This is a genomic window from Candidatus Aegiribacteria sp. (assembly GCA_021108005.1).
Lineage (GTDB): Bacteria > Fermentibacterota > Fermentibacteria > Fermentibacterales > JCC-6 > Aegiribacteria.
Genome location: JAIORS010000076.1, coordinates 32,735 through 52,447, shown reverse-complemented (window position 1 = coordinate 52,447; position 19,713 = coordinate 32,735). Strand labels below are relative to the sequence as shown.

Sequence of the window (19,713 nt, the reverse complement as noted above, 5' to 3'; positions counted from 1 at the left end):
TATCAGCGGGAGCAGCAGTGCTGACAGTGGTGGCAGAACAACGGCTGCAAGAAGCAGTTTCTTCCTGTGAGATACTATCTTTTGTACCCTATTCTTTTCAGGAGTTCGATACGATTTTCGATATCCTCTTCTATTTCGACGGCAAGTGGAGATTCCCCATCTATTACTCCCATGACTCCGCCTCCCTGTCGTGACCGACCGACAATAACCTGCAGTGGATTTGCTGTGGCGCAGTAGATACTGCAGACTTCGGGCACATTTTTCACCTGATTCAATATCTGTATTGGAAAAACTCCGTTCAATACAATCAGGAAAGTGTGGCCGCATCCAAGCTTTAGAAGATTCTTCTCAGCTATGGATCTCAGTTCGAGGTCACTCCCGTCGCTTCTAATCAGTCTTGGCCCCGAACTTTCGGAGAATGCAAGTCCGAACCGGGCTTCCGGAACAGTGCCGATAACCGCTTCGTACAGATCTTCAACGGTTTTAATAAAATGGGACTGTCCCAGAATGATGTTGCAGCCCTCAGGGAAATCAATGTCTACGAGTTCAATTCCGGGTTTATCCACAGGTACCGCCTTTTCAGATAATCAGTATCTTTTTCTTTTTCTCGCGGATGGAATATCCATTTCCAACCGGTAGTTCGCGACCGTCCGCCTCTTGACTTTCATGCCGGCAGCCTCAAGTGCCAGAACAAGCTTCGTATCGGACAGAGGTTTGCTCTTATCCTCCGTTTCAATGATTTTTCTTAGTTCATCTTTGACGGTTCTGCTGGAGACATCACCCCTCTCGCCCGGAAGAGCCCTGCTGAAGAAAAACCTCATTTCGTGAATGCCCTTTGGCGACTGAACGTATTTTCCGTTTATGGCTCGACTTATAGTGGACTGATTGTACCCGAGAGCATCGGCCACAATCTGCAGTGTAAGAGGCCGCAGCCCCTCAATGCCCCACTCAAAATAATCTTTCTGATAGTCAGTTATGAATTCTCCTATCCTGGTAACGGTTTCCTGCCGCTGCCTTATAGCCTTAATGAACCATGAAGCTTTCCGGAACTTGTTCTTTACGTATTCCTTCTCCTTCGATGAAGTACCGGGTGATTCGAGTATCCGTCTGTTCCTTGCGGATATCATCAGGTGCGGAAACCTGTTGTCGTTGAGAATTGCCTCAAAATGGTCTTCTATTTTGACGATGATAATATCAGGTATTACAGCTGTATTCGCCGATGATGTGAATTCGTTGCCAGGCCACGGATTAAGAACAGATATTCGATCAACTGCTTCCTGAATCCTATGTGCCGATACACCTTCAGCTGCCGCTATATCCTTTATCTTTCTCTCAGCGATTTCGCTGAAATGCTCAGCTACAATCCGGTACTCAAGACTGTCATGCTCATATCCCAGTTCTTCCAGCTGCATTTCAAGAGCGCCGCTCGCGCTCAGCGCTCCGACACCGGTCGGTTCAAGAGTACGGACGATCTCAATAGCCTGTACAATGAGATCGGGGTTTCCTTCCCATGCTGACTGCAGTTCAAAAATTGGAAGGGATAACAACCCGTGCCTGTCAAGAGAGTAGACTATGTAAACCACAGCTTCCTCAATGTCACCTGGAAGCATAATCGACCATACCTGTTTAAGAAGATACTCGTAAAGCGTTGACTCGCTTGGGGGTTCACGAATCCAGGGCTCGTCATCACCACGGTAAGGCTCTGAAAAGTTGTCACCGGAGTGCTCGTCCAGTTTTCTGAGAATATCAAGAGTATCATCTTCCTTGCTATCGCTTCTGGAAGGCTCCTCGTCCCATGGCTCTTCCCTCTCGCGGTTCTCATCTCCATCATTTTTTTCATCCGCTTTCCTGTCCTCGGGACCGCTCTGCTCAAGAAGCGGATTTTCCTGGAGTTCCTGTTTTATCAGATTTTCAAGGTCCAGGGATGGAACCTGAAGAATTTCCAGAGCCTGCCTGATCCTCTGGGTAAGCGCCAGTTTCTGGGTCTGGACCATTCGGAGATTCTGACTCAACTTGAAATCGGGCATACTACAACTTGAACCTTTCTCCCAGGTAGATCTTTCTGGCTTCGGGGTCTTCAGCAAGTTCCTGGGCGGAACCGGATATCAAGATTTTTCCATCGTACATAATATAAGCTCTGTCGGTAATTTCAAGGGTTTCCCTTACGTTATGATCGGTGATGAGAATACCAAGCCCTCTGGTTCTGAGGTCCATGATGATACTCTGAATATCATCAACAGCTATAGGGTCTATCCCCGCAAAGGGTTCATCCAGAAGCAGAAACGCCGGGTCCGTAACAAGGGCTCTTGCTATCTCAACTCTTCTTCTCTCTCCTCCGGAAAGAGTGTAAGCCTTCTGATCAGCAAGCTTTTCAATACCCAGATCCGCAAGGAGCCGGGCCTGTCTTTTTTTTCGCTCCCTCTTTTTCAGCCCCGTTGTTTCCAGAATACTCATCAGGTTGTCAGCTACAGACAACTTTCTGAACACGCTTGATTCCTGGGGCAGATAACCTATTCCAAGCCTGCATCTTTTATACATGGGCAAATGCGTGAGGACTATATCGTCCATATATACATCACCGGAGTCCGGTCTGATGAAACCAACAATCTGGTTAAAAGTAGTAGTCTTCCCGGCACCGTTAGGCCCTAAAAGCCCAACCGTCTCACCCCGGCTGACGGACAGTGAGATACCGTTGACAACTGCCCTTCTCCGGTACCTCTTGATTAGTTTGTCAGTTCTTAAAATTTCCAACTTTGGATTTCTGACCTTATGAGCGGTCATGGATTACCTCCGAGGTAGCTGTACGTTCCGGTTACGCTGCCCGATACAATAACTTCCACTGCCTCTCCATTCTCAAAACTGATAAGCAGAGTGTTACCTCTGACCGTGTTCATTTCATTTCTTGAGGCAGCTTCACCACCGGATTTCATCCTGAGTGTTGCGGACCCTGTGAGCATTATTGAATCAGGATCATTGTTCTTGAATGCGAAGAAAGCCCGTTCCGACGAGAACCATGTTTCGGCAGGCGGATCAACACCTGTATCAAGGAAATGGCCGGAAGCGCCCCCTTCTATCCTGACGGAGCGTGGGTCGCCTGAGGATTCCAGCAGTATCTCCATCCAGTCTCCGGTTAATTCAGCATCCTCAGATTCGAGAACGGGTGAACCAAAAAGCTCAAAACGGTCTTCGTTTCCGAAATATCGCAGATACTCCGAAGTGGAATAGAAATCCTTTTCAGGCATTGAAACTGAAGCGTTGCCCTGGGCTTCCGCAGAATTGTCTTCGGGAAAGAATTCCAGCCTGTCAGCTATGACAATCAAGCTGTCACCGTCCTCAACTCTTCTCAGGACAGGATCAACCGTTACGAACAGGCTTCCTCTCTCCCGGTCGTACAGCGCATACTGTCCTTCTACCCTTCCCAGGGTCGGGCCTGTCATGAGTACGCTATCTCTGGCGGTAGCCTTTCCCGATTCCCGGAAGTAAACGACTTCTCCGGCTTCCAGAACCGTCTCTCCATCGGTTAACATTACATTGCCGGTCATGGTTATCATTCCCGCTTCCTTGATGTATTCAAGGTAATGAGAAGTTCCCGTGAGGGTATCAGCTTCAACGGTTACATTGCTGTAGAAAACGGCATTACCTGATCCCTGCCATACAGTTCCGCTGTCGGAGGTTACGGTTACCTCTCCATCGGTGACAACTACATTGCCAACCAGGTCAATCACCATCTCTCCAATATCCGTATCCCTGCTTACAGCCCTGTCAGCGGACGTTGTAAAAACACCGGTGCCAGCTGTCAGAACCGAGAAGAGGACGAGTATCAGGTTATTCAAGTTCCAGATCTCCAAGATATACAGCGGTAAAATTCTCTTCTATATCAACACCTTCAACGGCTCCGAGACCGGTATCAAGATCAACACCTCTTCCGGAAAGCACGGTTTCCCCTGCCGAATCCGGAATTGTCATTACAACCAGACAGTCACTGTGGAATATCTCCATTTCATCATCCCAGATTATCTCCTGAGTTTCCAGATACCTGCCGTCATCCGTTTCAGCGTTGACATTACCCCATATTCTCATGAGGCCGGTCTGCAGTTCAACCCGCCCGGAGTCGCCCTTCAGAATCGTTGTTGGAATATCATCTTCAAAGAATGTCAGATCAACATCCGAGATAAGAAGCAGACTGTCACCCTCGGTATAAATTGCCACTTCGCTGACAAGACGCCATGACCGATCACCTTTAAGTGACTGAACCAATGTAAAATCTTCAACGGTCTGCATCGGTTCCCGATCGGGATCCATGTCAGCGCTATCGGAGTTACCGCAGGCCAGGAGCCCCACCAGGACGGCGAGCCCAGCGCTCATGAATCCAGACCCACTGTTCGGGATCTTCATTAACCCACTCCTCAATCCTTCCGGTAAGATCGGCTGTAAGTTCAATATAACCCTTATCACCCTGGTACTTGGACAGGTCTAGAGCCTCGTCGATTTCAAGCAGGTACTTCCCGTTTTCTCTTCTTGATATATGCAGTGTAAGAACGGGTATTCCAAATCTTACAGCCAGCTGTGACGGCCCAACCGGTGTTCTCGCGGGAAGACCCATGAAGTCAACAAAATCGCTTTCAACTCCCAGGGTATCCTGATCTATCAAGATACCCACAGCGGTATTATCCCGCAACACCCGCATAAGCCTTGCAATTCCACTTCCTCTGTCAATAAGCGCAACTCCGTGCCGGGTTCTCAGACTGTTGAAATACGTGGATGTACCTTTGTGAGCCAACTTCCTTGTAATAATGCCAACTTCATGCCCCTGAAGATGAATAGCTCTTGGTATAAGCTCCCATGCAGAGTAGTGCGCGGTTATTGCTATGGCTCCCTTCCCGAGGGAAAGCGCCGCTTTCATGTGTTCCTCGCCTCGAATTTCCACCACCTGGAGAAAATCCTCATCCGACTTGTAATTCAGATTGATGAAATCAATTATCCCTGCAATAATGTACCTGTATACACGGCTGAGACTGACTTTCAAACCGCAGGGCTGAATGATGTGTTTTTCGTTTATATTGAATATTCTCCTGGATCTGCCGGGAATCAGGGACGCAATCGAACCCAATAAATAAGAGATATCCCAGATAAGCTTCCTGGGCATAACCCTTCCGAGAAAAGCCAGGAGCTTCACAACAGGAAGCTGCAGTGAATGCCTGAATCTACGGAATGGTAGATTTGATGCCATTACAAATCTATTTCACTCCTGCCTGGAGTGCATCGTGAAGATAGAAAACGCCCACAGGCAAACGATCATGATCAACAGCCACGAGACAGGTTATTCCGAGTTCTTCCATTCTTGAGACAGCGATGGTCGCAAGTTCCTCTTCAAAACAGATTGAGGGTTCACGTACAATAACATCCTCAAGTGTCAGATCAAGTACATTGGTTCTGTTCTTCATGAGTCTGCCAAGGTCTCCGTAAACGAAAATCCCGCTGAGTTTTCCCTCATCGTCAGTTGAAAAACACACTCCACGGTGCCCCGTCATCATTGCTATCGCTTCCGATAGGGGTGCTGATTCGTTCATTACAGGAAGCGAATCGGAAACCATCAGATCCCTTACTCTTGTAAGCAGCTTCCGGCCAAGTGTTCCGCCGGGATGAACCTGCGCGAAATCATCGGAGGAGAAGTTCCTGATCCGAAGCAGCGCCATTGCCAGGGCATCGCCAAGCGCCATCATCGAGGTGGTGCTTGCTGTAGGCGCGAGATCGTAAGGGCAGGCTTCCTTCATATCGGGAAGGGGCAAAACCACATCTGCCGCCCGGGAGAGTAAAGAATCGTCGGATCCGGTTATGGCAACTATGGGAATTTTCAATCTCATGAAACCGGGAAGAAGCAGAGCTATCTCCTCCGTTTCACCGCTTTTGGAAAGGACAAGAGCGACATCGTTCTTCTGAAGTATTCCGATATCTCCATGGATACCCTCCGAAGGATGCAGGAAATACGCCGGGCTTCCTGTACTGGTCATGGTTGCGGCTATCTTCCTGCCCACATGCCCGGATTTGCCCATCCCGCATATGATTATTTTGCCCTCGGTTCCCGCCAGAATCTCAACCGCCCGGGTAAAGGTTTTTTCGACAAGTACTCCTGTGGCTTCGAGCCAGTCCGCTTCGATCCTGAGCACCCTCAGAGCTTCTTCGTACAGGTCAGCCATTTTCCTGACTCTCGAGGAGCATATCCACCACCTCTCTGACAGCTCCATCTCCACCGGCATTTTCTGTGATGATATCACATTCAGCTTTTACAAGAGGGTGAGCGTTGGAAGGACAGGCTCCGATTCCTGCAGTTCTTATTGCAGGCAGATCCATAAGACCATCACCCATGAATAACGCGGCTTCAGGTTCAATCGACAGGTTTCCGCAAATACTTCTAAGGGCTTCTGCCTTCTCGGCGCTGCCCAGACACAGCAGTTCTATCCCGAGGTCAGCTGCCCTTCTCCTGGTTGCGGGGAAATCTCTGAAGGAAACCAGTGCAACCGGGAAATCCCTCCTTCGAAGTTCAATTATCCCCGCCCCGTCTGCTGAATTGAATCGCTGAATCACTCCCTCAGCACCGTAGTACATCCCTCCGTCTGTAAGTACTCCGTCAACATCCAGAGCCAGCAGTTTTATTCCTTCAAGTCGCATTATCAGCTTTCCCAATGAAAAACAGCTTTCCTTACCATGGCTTCAAGAGTATCGAAATCCACCATTGTCGCGGAATCACTCAGCGCTGAAGAAGGGTCAGGATGCGTCTCAATAAAGAGGCCGTCAACACCCCATGCCGCACCTGCCCTCGCAAGGGCGGGAGCGTACTCCCGACAGCCACCACTTTGACCTCCGGCTGCTCCGGGGCGCTGAAGGGAATGGGTCACATCCAGAATAACCTTGTCCGAGAATTCGCTCATTACCGAAAGTGAACGAAAATCAACCACGAGATCACCGTAGCCAAAAAACGTGCCTCTTTCGGTCAACCAAATTTCAGGACATCCTGCTTCCGAAGTCTTCGTTACAGCACCCTTCATGTTTTCAGGATTCATGAACTGACCCTTTTTAATGTTCACCGGTTTTCCAGCAGCTCCTGCCGCCTCGAGAATCGAGGTTTGCCGGCATAGGAACGCCGGGATCTGGATAACATCGACCACCTGGGCTACAGGAACGGCCTGCTGCGCGTTGTGAATATCGGTAATGGTTCTGACACCGAACGATTCAGAAATTTCTTCCAGTATCCTCAAGCCTTCATCCATTCCAGGACCCCGGTAGGAATTATGGCTGGTTCGGTTATCCTTTAAAAAGGAACCCTTGAAAACCCACTCGACCTGTTGATCCAGTGATCCTATAAGTTCTGCCGTGAATTCGGCAACTCTTGCCGATATTTCCCTGGATTCAAGGCTGCAAGGGCCAATTACAAAAAACGGGGTTTTATCATGTACTGAAATAATCCACCGCCCTCTCAAGGTCTTCCGAAGTATCAACACTTATTCCCCGGAATTCACCGGTTACAACCCGGATTCGAATTCCCCGTTCAAGCCAGGCAAGCTGTTCAAGCCTTTCAGCCCTGGAAAGAAAGGTACTCCCTGCTTCGACGCACCTCGTCAGCGATTCCGGACTGAAAGAATAGATTCCGATGTGTTCCAGCAGATTATCCGAACCATGAGGAATGGGATACCTGGAAAAATACAGAGCTTCCCGCTCTTCATCAAGCACGACTTTGACTGAATCGGGTGATCCTATGAGCTCAGCTGGTGTTTCCCTGGCAAGTGTAACAATTCGATCATCCTGAGCGGGTACCGATGTGAGTGAATTGATCCAGTCTTCATTTACAAGGGGTTCGTCACCCTGCACGTTTATTATGGTATCTCCCGGAAAACCAAGCAGTTTCCAGGCATCGAAGACCCTTTGAGTACCTGATATGGCTTCTCCAGTATAAACAGCCTCAAAGCCGGCGTTCTGTACGGTATTCATAATACGTTTATCATCGGTTGCCGCCACTGCCCTGTCAACGGAATCACTTATCCCCTGCAGTACTCTGATTATCATTGGAATGCCTGCTATGTCCGCCAGTGGCTTCCCGGGAAGTCTTGTGGAAGCGTACCTGGCGGGGACTATGGCAATGATTCTATCTGAAGCAGCTATCGTCCCAGCCATTTCTCAGTAGCCCATAATGAAACACATAACACCGTTTCCTCCTGGAAGCGGTCCTGAACGCCGCGCCAGTACTGATAACCGGCCGCAATATCTATTCCGGCCCTTCCTTCGCTGAAACTGTATCCGGCACCGGCAGAGAAGGTTTCAGCCCCGTCCCTCCATAATCCATCCATATAGCTGAATCCGCAGCGGGTTAATAAGCCGTTTCCCACATTCACTTCCGCTCCAACCGAATATACACTTCCGTCATCCGTACAGCTTCCGAGGATGTTCAGGACTTTTCTACTGTAGATATCAACACCTAAAAGAAGCCTTTCAACCGGTCTGAAGGATATTCCTGCGGTTATTTCACCTGGAAGGGAATAGATGCTGCTGGAGCTGTCAGGTGATCCTGACGTTAGAAAGTCCCTGTTTACTTCAAGGGTTCCCTTCCTGTCGGTTGATATCGAGAATCCAAGCCCGAATCGGTCAGTATTGACAAGTATCCCGAATGTGCCGCCCCATGCCATTCTCAAACGGGCATCATCACGGTAAACGGAATTGATCGGAATCGGAGAAATACTGTCGGATGGGATCAGTGTTATATCGGAAAGGATATTTCCGAAGGAGCAGCGCCCTCCAAACGATAAGGCCAGCCAGTCGTTAGCGCTGATAGAGATGCCGGTATAGGTTTCCACAATGCCACCGGACCAGGTAAATTCTCCTGTATAGTTGTCACTGACAGCTTCCTGAAGCTCGGAATCAAGCCTGCTTCTGCCATCTATGGCTCCGGATATCACGATTCCTCCCGGCAAGGGCACAAAGGCCGAGATCATCGGAAAACCAAGTTGATTATCCCAGGCTTTCACATCTCCTTCACTGTATTTCCCCCCGAAGCAGACACCCCCATCAAGAGTCCAGGCGGAAGCCGCGGGATTAAGCATCGAAAAACCGGTACTGTCAGGCACTCCGACACATACTCCACCCATGCCGAAGGATCTTGTGTTCAGGGGCAGTATTTCCGAACCGATTCCATCAGGCGGAGGCAGGTAATCAACAGAGAAAATCCCTGAAAGAACAAATACAATACAGGTGCAAATGGTCATATTGTCTCCAGTGTTTCGCGTTTCCTTATCATCAGTCGATGTATCCTGACAGGTTGTACAATGTTCCAGCTGACCGTTATCCTGTGACTACAATTCAAACGTTTCACCCCTTGCGGGAACTACAGGTATCGTATTTATCCTGTCCGCGATTCTGTTTGAAAGTATTGAACTCTGATCGGGCTCGCCATGAACAAGAAATATACGCTCAGCGTTACTGCCGACTTTCTCAGCGTAATCAACAAGGGCATCGGAATCAGCGTGAGCTGAAAACCCGTTTATAACTTCAACACGGGAATTCACCGTGTACTCCTCGCCGAATATCTTAACCTGTTTCTCGCCTTCCAGCAGCCTTCTGCCCAGCGTATGCATCGCCATGAACCCGACAACGAGCACGGTACTTCTTTCGTCTTCGATATTATTTTTAAGATGATGAAGGATTCTCCCATTCTCGCACATTCCAGAGGCTGAGATAATGATCATAGGGCTGGAATCATTATTCAGAGCCTTGGAATCACCTACCCCCTGGGTGAAATAAAGACCCTCAAACTGGAAAGGACTCTTGTTACTGTAAAGAAGCTCACGCATGTGCGTATCGAAACACTCCTGATGAAGCTTGTAAACCTCAGTGGCGTCAAAAGACAAAGGAGAGTCAACGTACACTTTCATTGGGGGCATTTCATTCCTGTCCACCAGTTCATGGATGTCGAAAAGGACTTCCTGCGTGCGTCCCACACTGAAAGACGGAATTATAAGCTTTCCGCCGGATTTGAATGTGCTGTTGACTATGGCTCTGAACTTCTGCAGCGACTCTTCCTGTTTCCCATGATTCCTGCCGCCGTAGGTGCTTTCCATGATCAGAATATCCGCGTGTGCGCTCATGTCAGGATCTTTCAAAATCGGTCTTCCGGGTCTTCCAAGATCTCCGGAGAAGAGGAGAACCTTTTGCGTTCCTTTCTCCTTTATTGTGAGTTCCACCTGGGCGGAACCCAATATATGCCCGGCTTCGAGGAATCTGAGTGAGATATCCGGAAATACAGGAAACGATCTGTTGTAGGGTATGGACATGAAGTGCTTGAGCGTTTCTGTGACATCTTCAGCATCGTAAAGAGGCTCAATGGGCTTCAGTCCTTCTCGTTCCCTTTTCTTATTTATATACTGAGTATCGTACTTCTGAATGTGTGCGCTGTCGGGAAGCATTATCGCCGCAAGATCTCTCGTTGCGAAGGTGCAGGTTATCATCCCTCCGAATCCATGTTTCACGGCTCCGGGAAGATTCCCCGAATGATCAATATGGGCATGGGAAAGAATTATGGAATCAAGTTCTCCCGGATCGAAGGGCATCTCCCTGTTCAGTTTCTCGTTTTCTTTTCTGTGGCCCTGATGCAGGCCGCAGTCCAGAAGTATTTTTCTACCGTTGACCTCCAGCAAGTGTTTTGAACCGGTAACTGACTGTGCTGCTCCGTAAAAAGTAATTCTCATTTACATTAACCTCCAAAGCCCGACTATGATGAGGAAGCAGACCCTGTGCAACCTCGGAATTGTGCTTCGGGAACCCTATTCATCGTATGGACGTTACCTTATATTGAATGTATCTTTGCAGAATCAATACGATGTTACCGATCTATTGACTATGCGGATGATTACTGCAAGATATTGTACCACAGGTAATTACTTTGTCACAAATACTCGGGTGTCAATGCACCCGGAAATTATTGAAAGGGTGAATCAATGAAAAGTACTCTTGCTCTTCTTGCTTCTCTTCTGTTGATTATCTCCGGCATCGCGCTTGGAGATACTTCCATGGACAGAATTCTGTCGGCTCTGGAAACGGGAGAGATCACAAATACTGTTGCAGCGGATCTTCTGATCCGGAGCGTAACGGATTACGATAATCTGCCATCGATTTATACAGAGGGAACCGATCACGTTCCCTGCGGAACACCCGCTTTTCTCGAAGCCAGCCGACTTACCGCTGACATCGACTCACCGCTTGCAAGCCGTCCCATCCTTAGCGGGCCTGTACAGACGTTCAACTCAGATGACGGTCACTTCAAAATCCACTGGACCAATTCGGGTGTAGACGCGACCAGCTATTCGTACGCGTACACAGTTGCCGTCGCTGCGGATTCATCCTGGCAGGTTGAATGTAACGAAATGAATTTTATTTATCCCCCTCCCGATAACGGCGTAGGCGGCGACGATCTCTACGATATCTACATCTGCCACCTTGAAGGAGGAACACTCGGATACACAAGTCGCAACGGCGAATACCACCCGCCCGATTCCTCCCAGGCGTGTTCCGCAAGCCATGTTGTCATAGGCAATAGTATCACGAACGTTGGTTGTAGAAATTGCACTGTAGCCCACGAATTCCAGCACGCCATCCAGTTCTCCTACAGCTACGAAGAACAAACCTGGTTCATGGAAAACTGCGCGGTCTGGATGGAAGAAATGGTATACCCCGACGTTGACGACTACAGGCAGTACATCACCTCCGGCGATAACGCACTCCGTACCCCCTGGATGGATATCCGTTCCAACGCGATGTACTGGTACGGTGCTTTCACATGGCCATGGATGATGTGGGACAGATGGAACTACGAAGCTGTTCGCGAAGTGTGGGAAAACTGCGCTGCAATATCCGGGAGCAGCTTGATCGAAGCCCACGAGCAGATGTTCGCCAGCCACGGAACCGATTTCGAATCGTTCTTCATGGATTACGGCTGCTGGAGATGGTTCACCGCAGGTAACTGGTTCTCCGGCTGCGGTATGTACAAAGAAGAAGCATCCACCTGGACCCCGGGCCCCAGGGTTCTTCCCTGGCATAACATTACGACTCTGCCGGCCAGCGGTGACCAGACAACCAACTACGAGCCGGATAGATACGGCATCCACTGGATAAAAGTTGATCTGACGAACTATCAGAATGACTGGATCGAAATGGCCTTCAACGGCCGAGATAGCTTCGAATGGAACCTCGGCGTAATCATGCAGGATAACGCCGGAAGACTCGTCTTCGACTGGTACGAATGCGATCCCACAACCGGCGATTTCAGTGTTTCAGTCGGCGCCGACGGATGGGACTACGCGATCTTCTTCCCGGCATTTATGTCCAATTCCCCTCTGGATCACCTGTACACTTTCAATATTACGGCTACTACAGGCATAGAGGGATCCCCCTCAACCACAGACCTTCTCAATCTGAATGTCTCATCCAATCCCATCCAGGCCGGTGGCTATGTAACCTTTGACCTTCCATTCGATGGAAATGCCAAAATGTGTGTCTACGATATGAGCGGCAGAATTGCTTCCACACTTATAGACGAAGAGATGCAGGCCGGTTCCCACTCGGTGCAGTTCGAAGGTTCAGACATGTCTAATGGAACCTATTTTATAATGCTGTTCGCAAACGATAAGATCTCAGCACAGAAAGTGGTTCTCTCAAACTAACTGTTGATCGCTTCTCATGCAGGGATCCTCTTAAGGGTCCCTGCTTTTTTATTGAGGTTAACCCGCCTGAGGCTTTTGGTTATATTTCCGCCTGCGGAAGAAAAACAACCATGGAGGTAACCTTGACCCGATGTATCCCGGTCCTTCTACTCATTATCGCAGGATGCGGTAATAAAGTCGATAAATCTGACAACACAGGTTCAGATTACTCTCCCACTGTTATCATTCAATTCAGGGATATCGGAATATCCCCCCGCCTGCCCTGGGATATCTCATCGGGCCGCAACAACGTGTCTGCTTCCATGCTTCTTCCGGATACCCCGAACTCCCGCGAGGATGACCATAGTAGCAATCAGCTTGTTACCGAAGCTCTCGAAAACGATCTGTTTGTGGCTCTCATCAGCGACAGCTGCCTTGATTACGAGATAAACAGAGACCATATCCGGATATGGGTAGACAGCGGCGGCAACGTACGATCGCAACCGGAAGAACTTCTTGATGGAATTTCCGGAACCGCATGGCTGAATAACACGAATCGTCAGGATGTTCTTCTGGAGTTATTCGACATGTACAAACCTGATCTTATTCTGATGGTGCTCAGAATCCCGGATCTATCCTCAGTCCTTAAAATATCTGAATACTGGACAGCCCCTGATATTCTATCCCGATACAGAATCGTACTGTTCTCCATTTCTGAAAATCCTGATACAAGGGGGTGGTGTGTTTTTGCGGGAGAAGGGATAAACGGCTCCACTCCAAGCGGAATTACAAGAGGTGGTCTATTCTCTACGATTCAGCTGCTTGCTGGACTCAGATGGGCAGATGACCTTCCGGGCAGTGTTCCCGCTCTTTCCATATTTGAAGACACCAATGATATCTGGAGTTACCAATGAAAAGGAATTTAATCGTAAGCACCTTGGATAGAATTTCTGGGATTAAAGCTTCAGATGCTCAACTCATCGCGCTGTTCGCGGCAACGATAATTACTAGAAATCTCCTTGAATCGGTTTCAGCCGGGCTGCTTTTCCCCCTGTCCGCGTTTGTTTTTCATTTCCCTATAGCTTACTTATTCCCGATGCTCGGGTTAACGGGATTGCTGCACCTTTTCTCGGGATACCCCCTGAGAAAATTGCTGCGTCTTATGATCTTCGCCTGGACATTGACACTGCTCCCGCCCCTTCTTGATTTCATAATGGGATCATCGACCGCTATCGGGTATTTCCCACTGCACAGAAACAACGCTGTATTCTTCCTGATGAATTTTTTCAACCCTATGGTGGAATTGACAGGCACCACATCCGGTATAAGGATCGAAGCTGCCTTAGGGTGCGCACTCGCCGGTGTGTTTTCATGGGCAGTCGCATCGAACAGAAAAATTCTGAGAGGTATAACCACGAGTGTTGTTTTCGCGCCGGTATTCCTGGTGTTCTTCACCTGGCCAAGTCTTGTGTACCTCCTGACTGTCAACCACTTCCCCTACGCTTTAACGGTTCAGGAATACTTCCAGTGGCATGCGGTAACGGCTCCGCATTTCACAGGTTCACTCCATTATACAACTTACCTTATTGATCTCCTTCCGGTTACACTCATTCTGGCATGGTTCTACAGAACTCTTCACAGGGATGAGTGGAAGGAGTATGCAACTTCCCTTAAACACTCGTTCTGGCAAGTATCAATTCCCCTGTCCGGAGCTCTCAGTGTATATATCGCGGCATCCGGAGTGATGACATTCGCTGATTTCATATCAATTGCCGGCGCTCTTCTTGCGGCACTTCTTATCTTGTTATCACGGACTGCGAAAGGTATTGCCCGAACAGCAATGTTCATAATCGCTGTCTCAGCTTCATTTGCCGTCGGCTGGTCGACAACAGTCTTTGCTCTTCTTGCGATTTCAGTTACACTGCTCCCGGGGCCCGGATGGATATCAAGATTCCTTTTGGCGCCTGTCCTGTTTCTCCTTTCCTCCAGTCCAGCGGGTGTTTCATGGGGAATCTACATAATTCCCGCATCAGTACTCTGCGTATTCGCAATGCTTGTCAGGAAAGCCATTCCAGGAACTGTAGCCGGGCTACTCACAGTTCTATTCGTAATACTGTTCCAGTCGGAGGGAACAACCTCATTTGTAGAATACTACTCATGGCTCAACGACGCGGTATGCAGAAACGGAAGACTGGATTTTTCCCTTCCGGTCGCAACCGCTGCGGCAAGTGCGGGCGGTAATATGCTTAACCTGGCGAAGTCGGAACTGGATGACGGCAATATGGACAGAGCAAGATGGGCATACGAAATTGCTGTAATCCAGGGCGATGATTCGCCTGACGCGTACAAAACAGGGCTGAATCTGGCTTTTTCACAGGGCAGGATGAAGGAATTCGAGAATATTATGATCGAGGTTCTGTCAAATCCAGAACTTGTTGATCGTGTGGATGTTGCCGGGATAATACTGGCCAGAGCATCGAGAAATACGGATACCCTCTTCATCCAGAGGGCAATGGAAATTAGCGGGGCATCACCTGAGCTTTTCAATGCTTTTTCGAGAGCCTGTTCAATGAACGGATATTCGGAAAGAGCTGCCTCCTGGGCCAGGGCAGCTGTGACTCATCCTGACGCCCGGGCAAACCATTACGCATGGGCAATACATCTGACAGCTCTGGAAAATGGCGATTACGATTCCCTCTATTCTGAAGGCGTCTCGAAATTCCCCGGTTCCATTGAAATAATGTCCTCACGTCTCATGGCGCCCATAACAGCTGGCAGCACACCTGATCATGAGGATCTTCTTGACAAATGCCTTGCATTGAATCCCGCTTCTCCCTCTATCCTCAGAACCGCCGCTGTGTGGTATCTGCATGCAAACCGTGCAGAGGAAGCGACGGCCTACGCCGAAAGAGCCATTGCCGCATCCGGGGAGCCGAATCCATCTCTTCTTGAGATAGCCTGTCTCGCGGCTGCTGAAGCCGGCGACAACAGGAGGCTCCGGACACATGCATTTTATGCTTCACAGCTTTACCCTGAGAACGAGCTTTTCAGTCACTTTCTTTCCGAATCGCATGATGCACTGTCATCGGTCTCCGCCGATTAAAGGAATAGTGCGGCACAGGCGATACCTCTGCCTGGTTCTGATAGTCGCAGCCGCAATCAGTGCTGCAGCCTGGTTTACAGGTTCTTCCGGGTTCGATTTCATCGATGGTCCTGAATTCGTCCTGTGCGGCACGAACCTGGAACTGCCACATCCGCCGGGCTATCCTCTTTTCATTTTCATGCTGAGGCTGTTTTCCGTTATCATTCCGTGCATGAATCTTGATTATGCCTGCCTCAGGATTGCATCCGCCATCTTTGCGGGGGGAGGCGTAATCGCCGCCTGCGCCGCTATAAGAAGTTTTAGATGCAGCAGGGCGGGAGCCCTGAGCGGTTCAATTCTACTCTTCACGCTCGGACCTGTTTTAGGACAGCTTAACATCGTAGAAGTTCACGGATTTGCGATTCTTCTGGTGTTGACCGCGCTTGCTCTCAGGAATTCACCGGCAGGTCCGTACTTCTTCTCACTATCCTTGTTCGGAGGCCATCCGGTATCAGTGCTGTTTTTTCCATCCATAGTATCACGAATTTTCAAACGAAGATGGGTGCTGTTCGGAATAATACCACTCTCTCTCTGGTTGTTCATTCCAATAAGATCAACATTCCAGGCCGTATGCCATTACTCGTATCCGGCGAATGTCCCCCTTCTCTGGAATTACCTTACAATATACGGCTCCAGATTGACAGTACCTGCTCTCCGCGGGTTTGAAGCTCTCTACAGAAGTACAGGAGTAATATCGCTTACGGTTATCGGAATATTCATATTTTACTCCCGCAGGTGGTCCCCTGGTCTTTTCCTCACAGCGGCTGCCGGTCTGATTTTCCTGTCCAGCTATTCCATACCGGATACAGCCAGCATACTCTGGATACTTCTGGTTCCCCTTACGATCTGGGCATCTCTGGGCCTGGGCAGAATGCTGAGCAGCGGGGTCTACAAAAGAACTGCTGCATGGATTCTGCTGCTGGCTTCGATACTGTCCGGTATCTCCCACGCTTCCAGGAGAAACGATACTGCTGCTCCTCTGATTACCCGTGATTTCATCAGAGGAACCGCTCCCGAAGCGGTCTTTGTATCTGTGGGCATGACTACATACCATACCGCGTATCTCCTTGAAGTAGAGGATATAAGACCTGACATACTTCCAATGGATGCTTTCAAATGCTTTTTCCGGATTCCGCCACCTTCCGAACTACCGGACCATATTTCGGGAAGACGGGTCTACGCAACACGCGGCTGGGACCAGATTGAACTCCATCTCAACGGGCTTCTTTTTACTTCGGAAGGCGATACGGTTGACTGGAACATATACGACATTTTCCGCTACGAGGGAGATGTTCATGATATATTCGCGTCCGATGAAATTGCTGAATTATGGGCACGAAGGGCGATACAGTCCGAAGATGAAAATGACAGGATTATCTGCGAAGAAAAGGCGCTGAACTACGTTGAAAACAGGATTGCTGAAGAGAGGATAAGGACGATACTTGATAAATACTGAATCTTCTGCCAGAACCATGATTCTGCTTGCCGGATTTCTCGCGGTCTGCGCGATCTACTGCATGACTCCAGTGCATAACGGTAACATCTTCTGGCATCTTCGCAATGGAGAAGACATCATCGAAACCGGGGAGATACGCACATCTGATCCATTCACCTGGACCTGCAGGGGGAATACATGGCTTCAGCAGGAATGGCTGGCGGAAGTGTTCTTTGCCGCTTCCCGGATGACCTGTGGAGATTCGGGTCTTGTACTGTTTAAAACTCTTACGATAGTATTTTCAATACTGCTCGTTTATCTTGCAGCCAGACGGAGAGGGGCCAGTGTTCAGGCTGTAGTCCTCACGGGGCTCCTCTGGTTCATCCTGAGCCATGGAAGGTGGATCGTTCGGCCCCATATATTATCCCTCTTCTTTTTCAGCCTCTACCTCTATCTTCTCGCCAGAGGAACGGGCGGCTTCATGAAATCCCTCGCAATCTTCATTCCCCTTCAGATACTCTGGACCAATGCCCACGCAGGATTCATTATGGGTTACTTTCTTCTCGGCATTCCAGTCCTTGAGAGCCTGCTTGCGAAAAACTGGAAGACAGTAATCCGTAAAATCGGGGTTCTGGGAGCGGCAATTCTGAGCTGCGGCGTTCACCCGAACGGTTTCAAGTCATTCACTTACATCACTGATTTCCTTTCCCGCCCCCTCTTCAGGAAAACAATAAGGGAATGGTGGAGCCCCTTTCATCCATTGTACCAGCCGGGCCATTCGATTTCAACGACTGCCATCATCCTTGTATTAATCCTTGCCGCCACATGGACACTGGTGATAATTAAAAGGAAGAAAATTGGCACAGCTCGAATGGTAGCCCTGGGGGCTCTTTCAATTGCTACCGTTCTTTCCAGTAGAAATATCGATATGCTCGCCCTCGCCGCTATAGCCTGGACAGCCCCCCTCCTGAAGCGGGTTCCATTCAGCCTTTCGACAGTGATGCTGGCTGCTGCTGCTGTTGTTCCGTTCGTAACAGGAATACCTATGGAGTTCGGTCCTCCCAGGGAAATAGGACTCGGAGTGGACTGGTCCATATATCCCAGACAGCTGGCAGAATTCCTGGAAGAAAACGATGAGCTGCTTGAAACCAGGATATTCAATACGAATGAAATTTCAGGATACCTCCAGTACACTTTCGGAGAAAGACTACCTTTGTACATGGACGGGCGTTGTCACCTATTCCCGGAAAGAATGTACGCCGAATACCTTATTCTGGCCTGTTCCCGCATGCAGGACACACGCACGGTCATGAACATATTAGATTCCCGCGGAATCAACCTGGCCATTTACGACTGGCCGAAACCCGGCGAATCATCCGCTTACATACTCTCGGCAAGCCCGCTTTGGTGTCCTGTATACTGGGACAGTGTCACCATCGTATACGGCAGGAAAACGTACATCGAATCAATCGGATTCCAGTGGCACAGCTTTCCCCATATAGACCCTCTGTCCCAGGATTTATTTCTTGAAACACCTTTTTATCTGGTGCCTGAAGGCTGGAAGGAAGAATTGCTGCTGGCTTCATCCCCCCCTCTTAACTTCGCGCCTTCGATCATCACAACCACAGCGCTTCTGTTTTCCGATGGCTCTATAACGGATACCGATACTCTTCCCTTCAAGTTCGGAAACGACAGTCTGGAAACAGCTCTCAGGTCAGCACTGCGGGGAGATACACCATGCATCGATGATCCAAGGATGAGGAAGTTGCAGGCGTGGGCCAACGCAAGAAACGGGAGATTCGATGAGGCTCTTGAAGCGGCAGAATATTCAGGAGATGAAATGCTGACGGGATGCCTGGCCCTGCTTGCCGGTGAACACCCTTCAGAGAACAGTATACCTCCATTAAATGTACATCCTGTCATATGGGATAAGTACCTGAAGGGAGATATGTCAGGGGCCGATTCCAGTATAGTGGAAGCCTCGGCGATGTTCGTCTGCGGAATGCGTGATAGATCCATGGATTCCGTAATGGCGGTAATGAACGGGTCGGAGGCTCACTCTCCCTGGACGTTTTCCGTTTCGGGCGGTTTGGCCGCCCTTGCCGGGATGGATTCCCTTGCTGTACTCTGGGGCGACTCATCGTTGTCACTGAACAGAAATCTCTATACACTCCTGATAAGGGGAAATATCGCAGGAATCACAGGCAGCCCTGACCAGGCTATCGAATTCTATTCTGAATGCATTGATAAAGCCGAAGCCTTCCATGAGGCCAGATATCGAAGAGCCCGATACTTATGGATGAACGGTTCTATAGAAGCGGCAATGGAAGACTACCGCTTGCTGAGGCAACTTAATTATCTTAGTCCTGCGGTTGAATCCATGTTAGAATGGGGTGAATATCTCTCGGAAGGTATACCCCGACAAGAAGAACACAAATGACTACGATGCCAGA

Annotated in this window: 17 protein-coding genes; 5 read left to right on the top strand and 12 right to left on the bottom strand. The window is 49.3% G+C overall.

Annotated features, from left to right (window positions below):
* Positions 1–74 precede the first annotated feature (74 nt).
* From K8S15_04770 to K8S15_04715, 12 genes are all read right to left on the bottom strand, one after another.
* The gene (locus K8S15_04770) at positions 75–551 is read right to left on the bottom strand and encodes an adenosine-specific kinase (GenBank protein ID MCD4775349.1); all 477 of its coding nucleotides are present in this window, start codon (positions 549–551) and stop codon (positions 75–77) included.
* 36 nt (positions 552–587) lie between these two features.
* Positions 588–1,994 carry an RNA polymerase factor sigma-54 gene (gene rpoN / locus K8S15_04765; protein ID MCD4775348.1) on the bottom strand — a complete coding sequence of 469 codons (1,407 nt, stop codon included), beginning with the start codon at positions 1,992–1,994 and terminating at the stop codon, positions 588–590.
* Between the two features lie 34 nt (positions 1,995–2,028).
* Entirely contained in the window at positions 2,029–2,781 is a 753-nt protein-coding gene (gene lptB / locus K8S15_04760) for an LPS export ABC transporter ATP-binding protein (GenBank protein MCD4775347.1), read from the bottom strand.
* Positions 2,778–3,833 (bottom strand): hypothetical protein, encoded by a 1,056-nt coding sequence (locus K8S15_04755; GenBank protein MCD4775346.1) that lies wholly within the window; start codon positions 3,831–3,833, stop codon positions 2,778–2,780. Before K8S15_04755 ends, lptB begins: the two co-directional genes overlap by 4 nt.
* Positions 3,826–4,365 (bottom strand): LPS export ABC transporter periplasmic protein LptC, encoded by a 540-nt coding sequence (gene lptC / locus K8S15_04750; protein MCD4775345.1) that lies wholly within the window; start codon positions 4,363–4,365, stop codon positions 3,826–3,828. The genes K8S15_04755 and lptC overlap by 8 nt, the downstream gene beginning before the upstream one ends.
* Complete coding sequence (locus K8S15_04745) at positions 4,319–5,230, bottom strand: lysophospholipid acyltransferase family protein (GenBank protein ID MCD4775344.1); 912 nt, start codon at positions 5,228–5,230, stop codon at positions 4,319–4,321. Before K8S15_04745 ends, lptC begins: the two co-directional genes overlap by 47 nt.
* Before the next feature lie 7 nt (positions 5,231–5,237).
* Positions 5,238–6,197 (bottom strand): KpsF/GutQ family sugar-phosphate isomerase, encoded by a 960-nt coding sequence (locus K8S15_04740; protein MCD4775343.1) that lies wholly within the window; start codon positions 6,195–6,197, stop codon positions 5,238–5,240.
* On the bottom strand, positions 6,190–6,669 hold the full coding sequence (locus K8S15_04735; protein ID MCD4775342.1) for an HAD hydrolase family protein: 480 nt from the start codon (positions 6,667–6,669) through the stop codon (positions 6,190–6,192). The genes K8S15_04740 and K8S15_04735 overlap by 8 nt, the downstream gene beginning before the upstream one ends.
* Positions 6,670–6,671: 2 nt before the next feature.
* A complete protein-coding gene (kdsA, locus tag K8S15_04730) occupies positions 6,672–7,460 on the bottom strand; it encodes a 3-deoxy-8-phosphooctulonate synthase (protein ID MCD4775341.1) in 789 nt (262 codons plus the stop codon).
* The gene (gene kdsB / locus K8S15_04725) at positions 7,447–8,169 is read right to left on the bottom strand and encodes a 3-deoxy-manno-octulosonate cytidylyltransferase (protein MCD4775340.1); all 723 of its coding nucleotides are present in this window, start codon (positions 8,167–8,169) and stop codon (positions 7,447–7,449) included. Before kdsB ends, kdsA begins: the two co-directional genes overlap by 14 nt.
* Positions 8,154–9,254: a hypothetical protein gene (locus tag K8S15_04720; protein ID MCD4775339.1), complete on the bottom strand. Its 1,101-nt coding sequence runs from the start codon at positions 9,252–9,254 to the stop codon at positions 8,154–8,156. Before K8S15_04720 ends, kdsB begins: the two co-directional genes overlap by 16 nt.
* An 87-nt stretch (positions 9,255–9,341) precedes the next feature.
* Entirely contained in the window at positions 9,342–10,733 is a 1,392-nt protein-coding gene (locus K8S15_04715; GenBank protein MCD4775338.1) for an MBL fold metallo-hydrolase, read from the bottom strand.
* A gap of 249 nt (positions 10,734–10,982) precedes the next feature.
* Between K8S15_04715 and K8S15_04710 the strand changes: the two genes are divergently transcribed.
* From K8S15_04710 to K8S15_04690, 5 genes are all read left to right on the top strand, one after another.
* Positions 10,983–12,704 (top strand): T9SS type A sorting domain-containing protein, encoded by a 1,722-nt coding sequence (locus K8S15_04710; protein MCD4775337.1) that lies wholly within the window; start codon positions 10,983–10,985, stop codon positions 12,702–12,704.
* Between the two features lie 122 nt (positions 12,705–12,826).
* A complete protein-coding gene (locus K8S15_04705; protein ID MCD4775336.1) occupies positions 12,827–13,597 on the top strand; it encodes a hypothetical protein in 771 nt (256 codons plus the stop codon).
* Positions 13,594–15,786 carry a hypothetical protein gene (locus K8S15_04700; protein MCD4775335.1) on the top strand — a complete coding sequence of 731 codons (2,193 nt, stop codon included), beginning with the start codon at positions 13,594–13,596 and terminating at the stop codon, positions 15,784–15,786. Before K8S15_04705 ends, K8S15_04700 begins: the two co-directional genes overlap by 4 nt.
* Entirely contained in the window at positions 15,689–17,281 is a 1,593-nt protein-coding gene (locus K8S15_04695) for a DUF2723 domain-containing protein (GenBank protein MCD4775334.1), read from the top strand. Before K8S15_04700 ends, K8S15_04695 begins: the two co-directional genes overlap by 98 nt.
* A complete protein-coding gene (locus tag K8S15_04690) occupies positions 17,268–19,700 on the top strand; it encodes a hypothetical protein (protein ID MCD4775333.1) in 2,433 nt (810 codons plus the stop codon). Before K8S15_04695 ends, K8S15_04690 begins: the two co-directional genes overlap by 14 nt.
* Positions 19,701–19,713 lie beyond the last annotated feature (13 nt).

Coding starts and splice junctions, on each gene's coding strand:
- lptB (MCD4775347.1), bottom strand. CDS start 2,781: ATGACCGCTCATAAGGTCAGAAATCCAAAGTTGGAAATTTTAAGAACT.
- K8S15_04740 (MCD4775343.1), bottom strand. CDS start 6,197: ATGGCTGACCTGTACGAAGAAGCTCTGAGGGTGCTCAGGATCGAAGCG.
- K8S15_04700 (MCD4775335.1), top strand. CDS start 13,594: ATGAAAAGGAATTTAATCGTAAGCACCTTGGATAGAATTTCTGGGATT.
- kdsB (MCD4775340.1), bottom strand. CDS start 8,169: ATGGCTGGGACGATAGCTGCTTCAGATAGAATCATTGCCATAGTCCCC.
- K8S15_04695 (MCD4775334.1), top strand. CDS start 15,689: ATGCATTTTATGCTTCACAGCTTTACCCTGAGAACGAGCTTTTCAGTC.
- K8S15_04710 (MCD4775337.1), top strand. CDS start 10,983: ATGAAAAGTACTCTTGCTCTTCTTGCTTCTCTTCTGTTGATTATCTCC.
- K8S15_04735 (MCD4775342.1), bottom strand. CDS start 6,669: ATGCGACTTGAAGGAATAAAACTGCTGGCTCTGGATGTTGACGGAGTA.
- lptC (MCD4775345.1), bottom strand. CDS start 4,365: ATGAGCGCTGGGCTCGCCGTCCTGGTGGGGCTCCTGGCCTGCGGTAAC.
- K8S15_04745 (MCD4775344.1), bottom strand. CDS start 5,230: ATGGCATCAAATCTACCATTCCGTAGATTCAGGCATTCACTGCAGCTT.
- K8S15_04715 (MCD4775338.1), bottom strand. CDS start 10,733: ATGAGAATTACTTTTTACGGAGCAGCACAGTCAGTTACCGGTTCAAAA.
- rpoN (MCD4775348.1), bottom strand. CDS start 1,994: ATGGTCCAGACCCAGAAACTGGCGCTTACCCAGAGGATCAGGCAGGCT.
- K8S15_04720 (MCD4775339.1), bottom strand. CDS start 9,254: ATGACCATTTGCACCTGTATTGTATTTGTTCTTTCAGGGATTTTCTCT.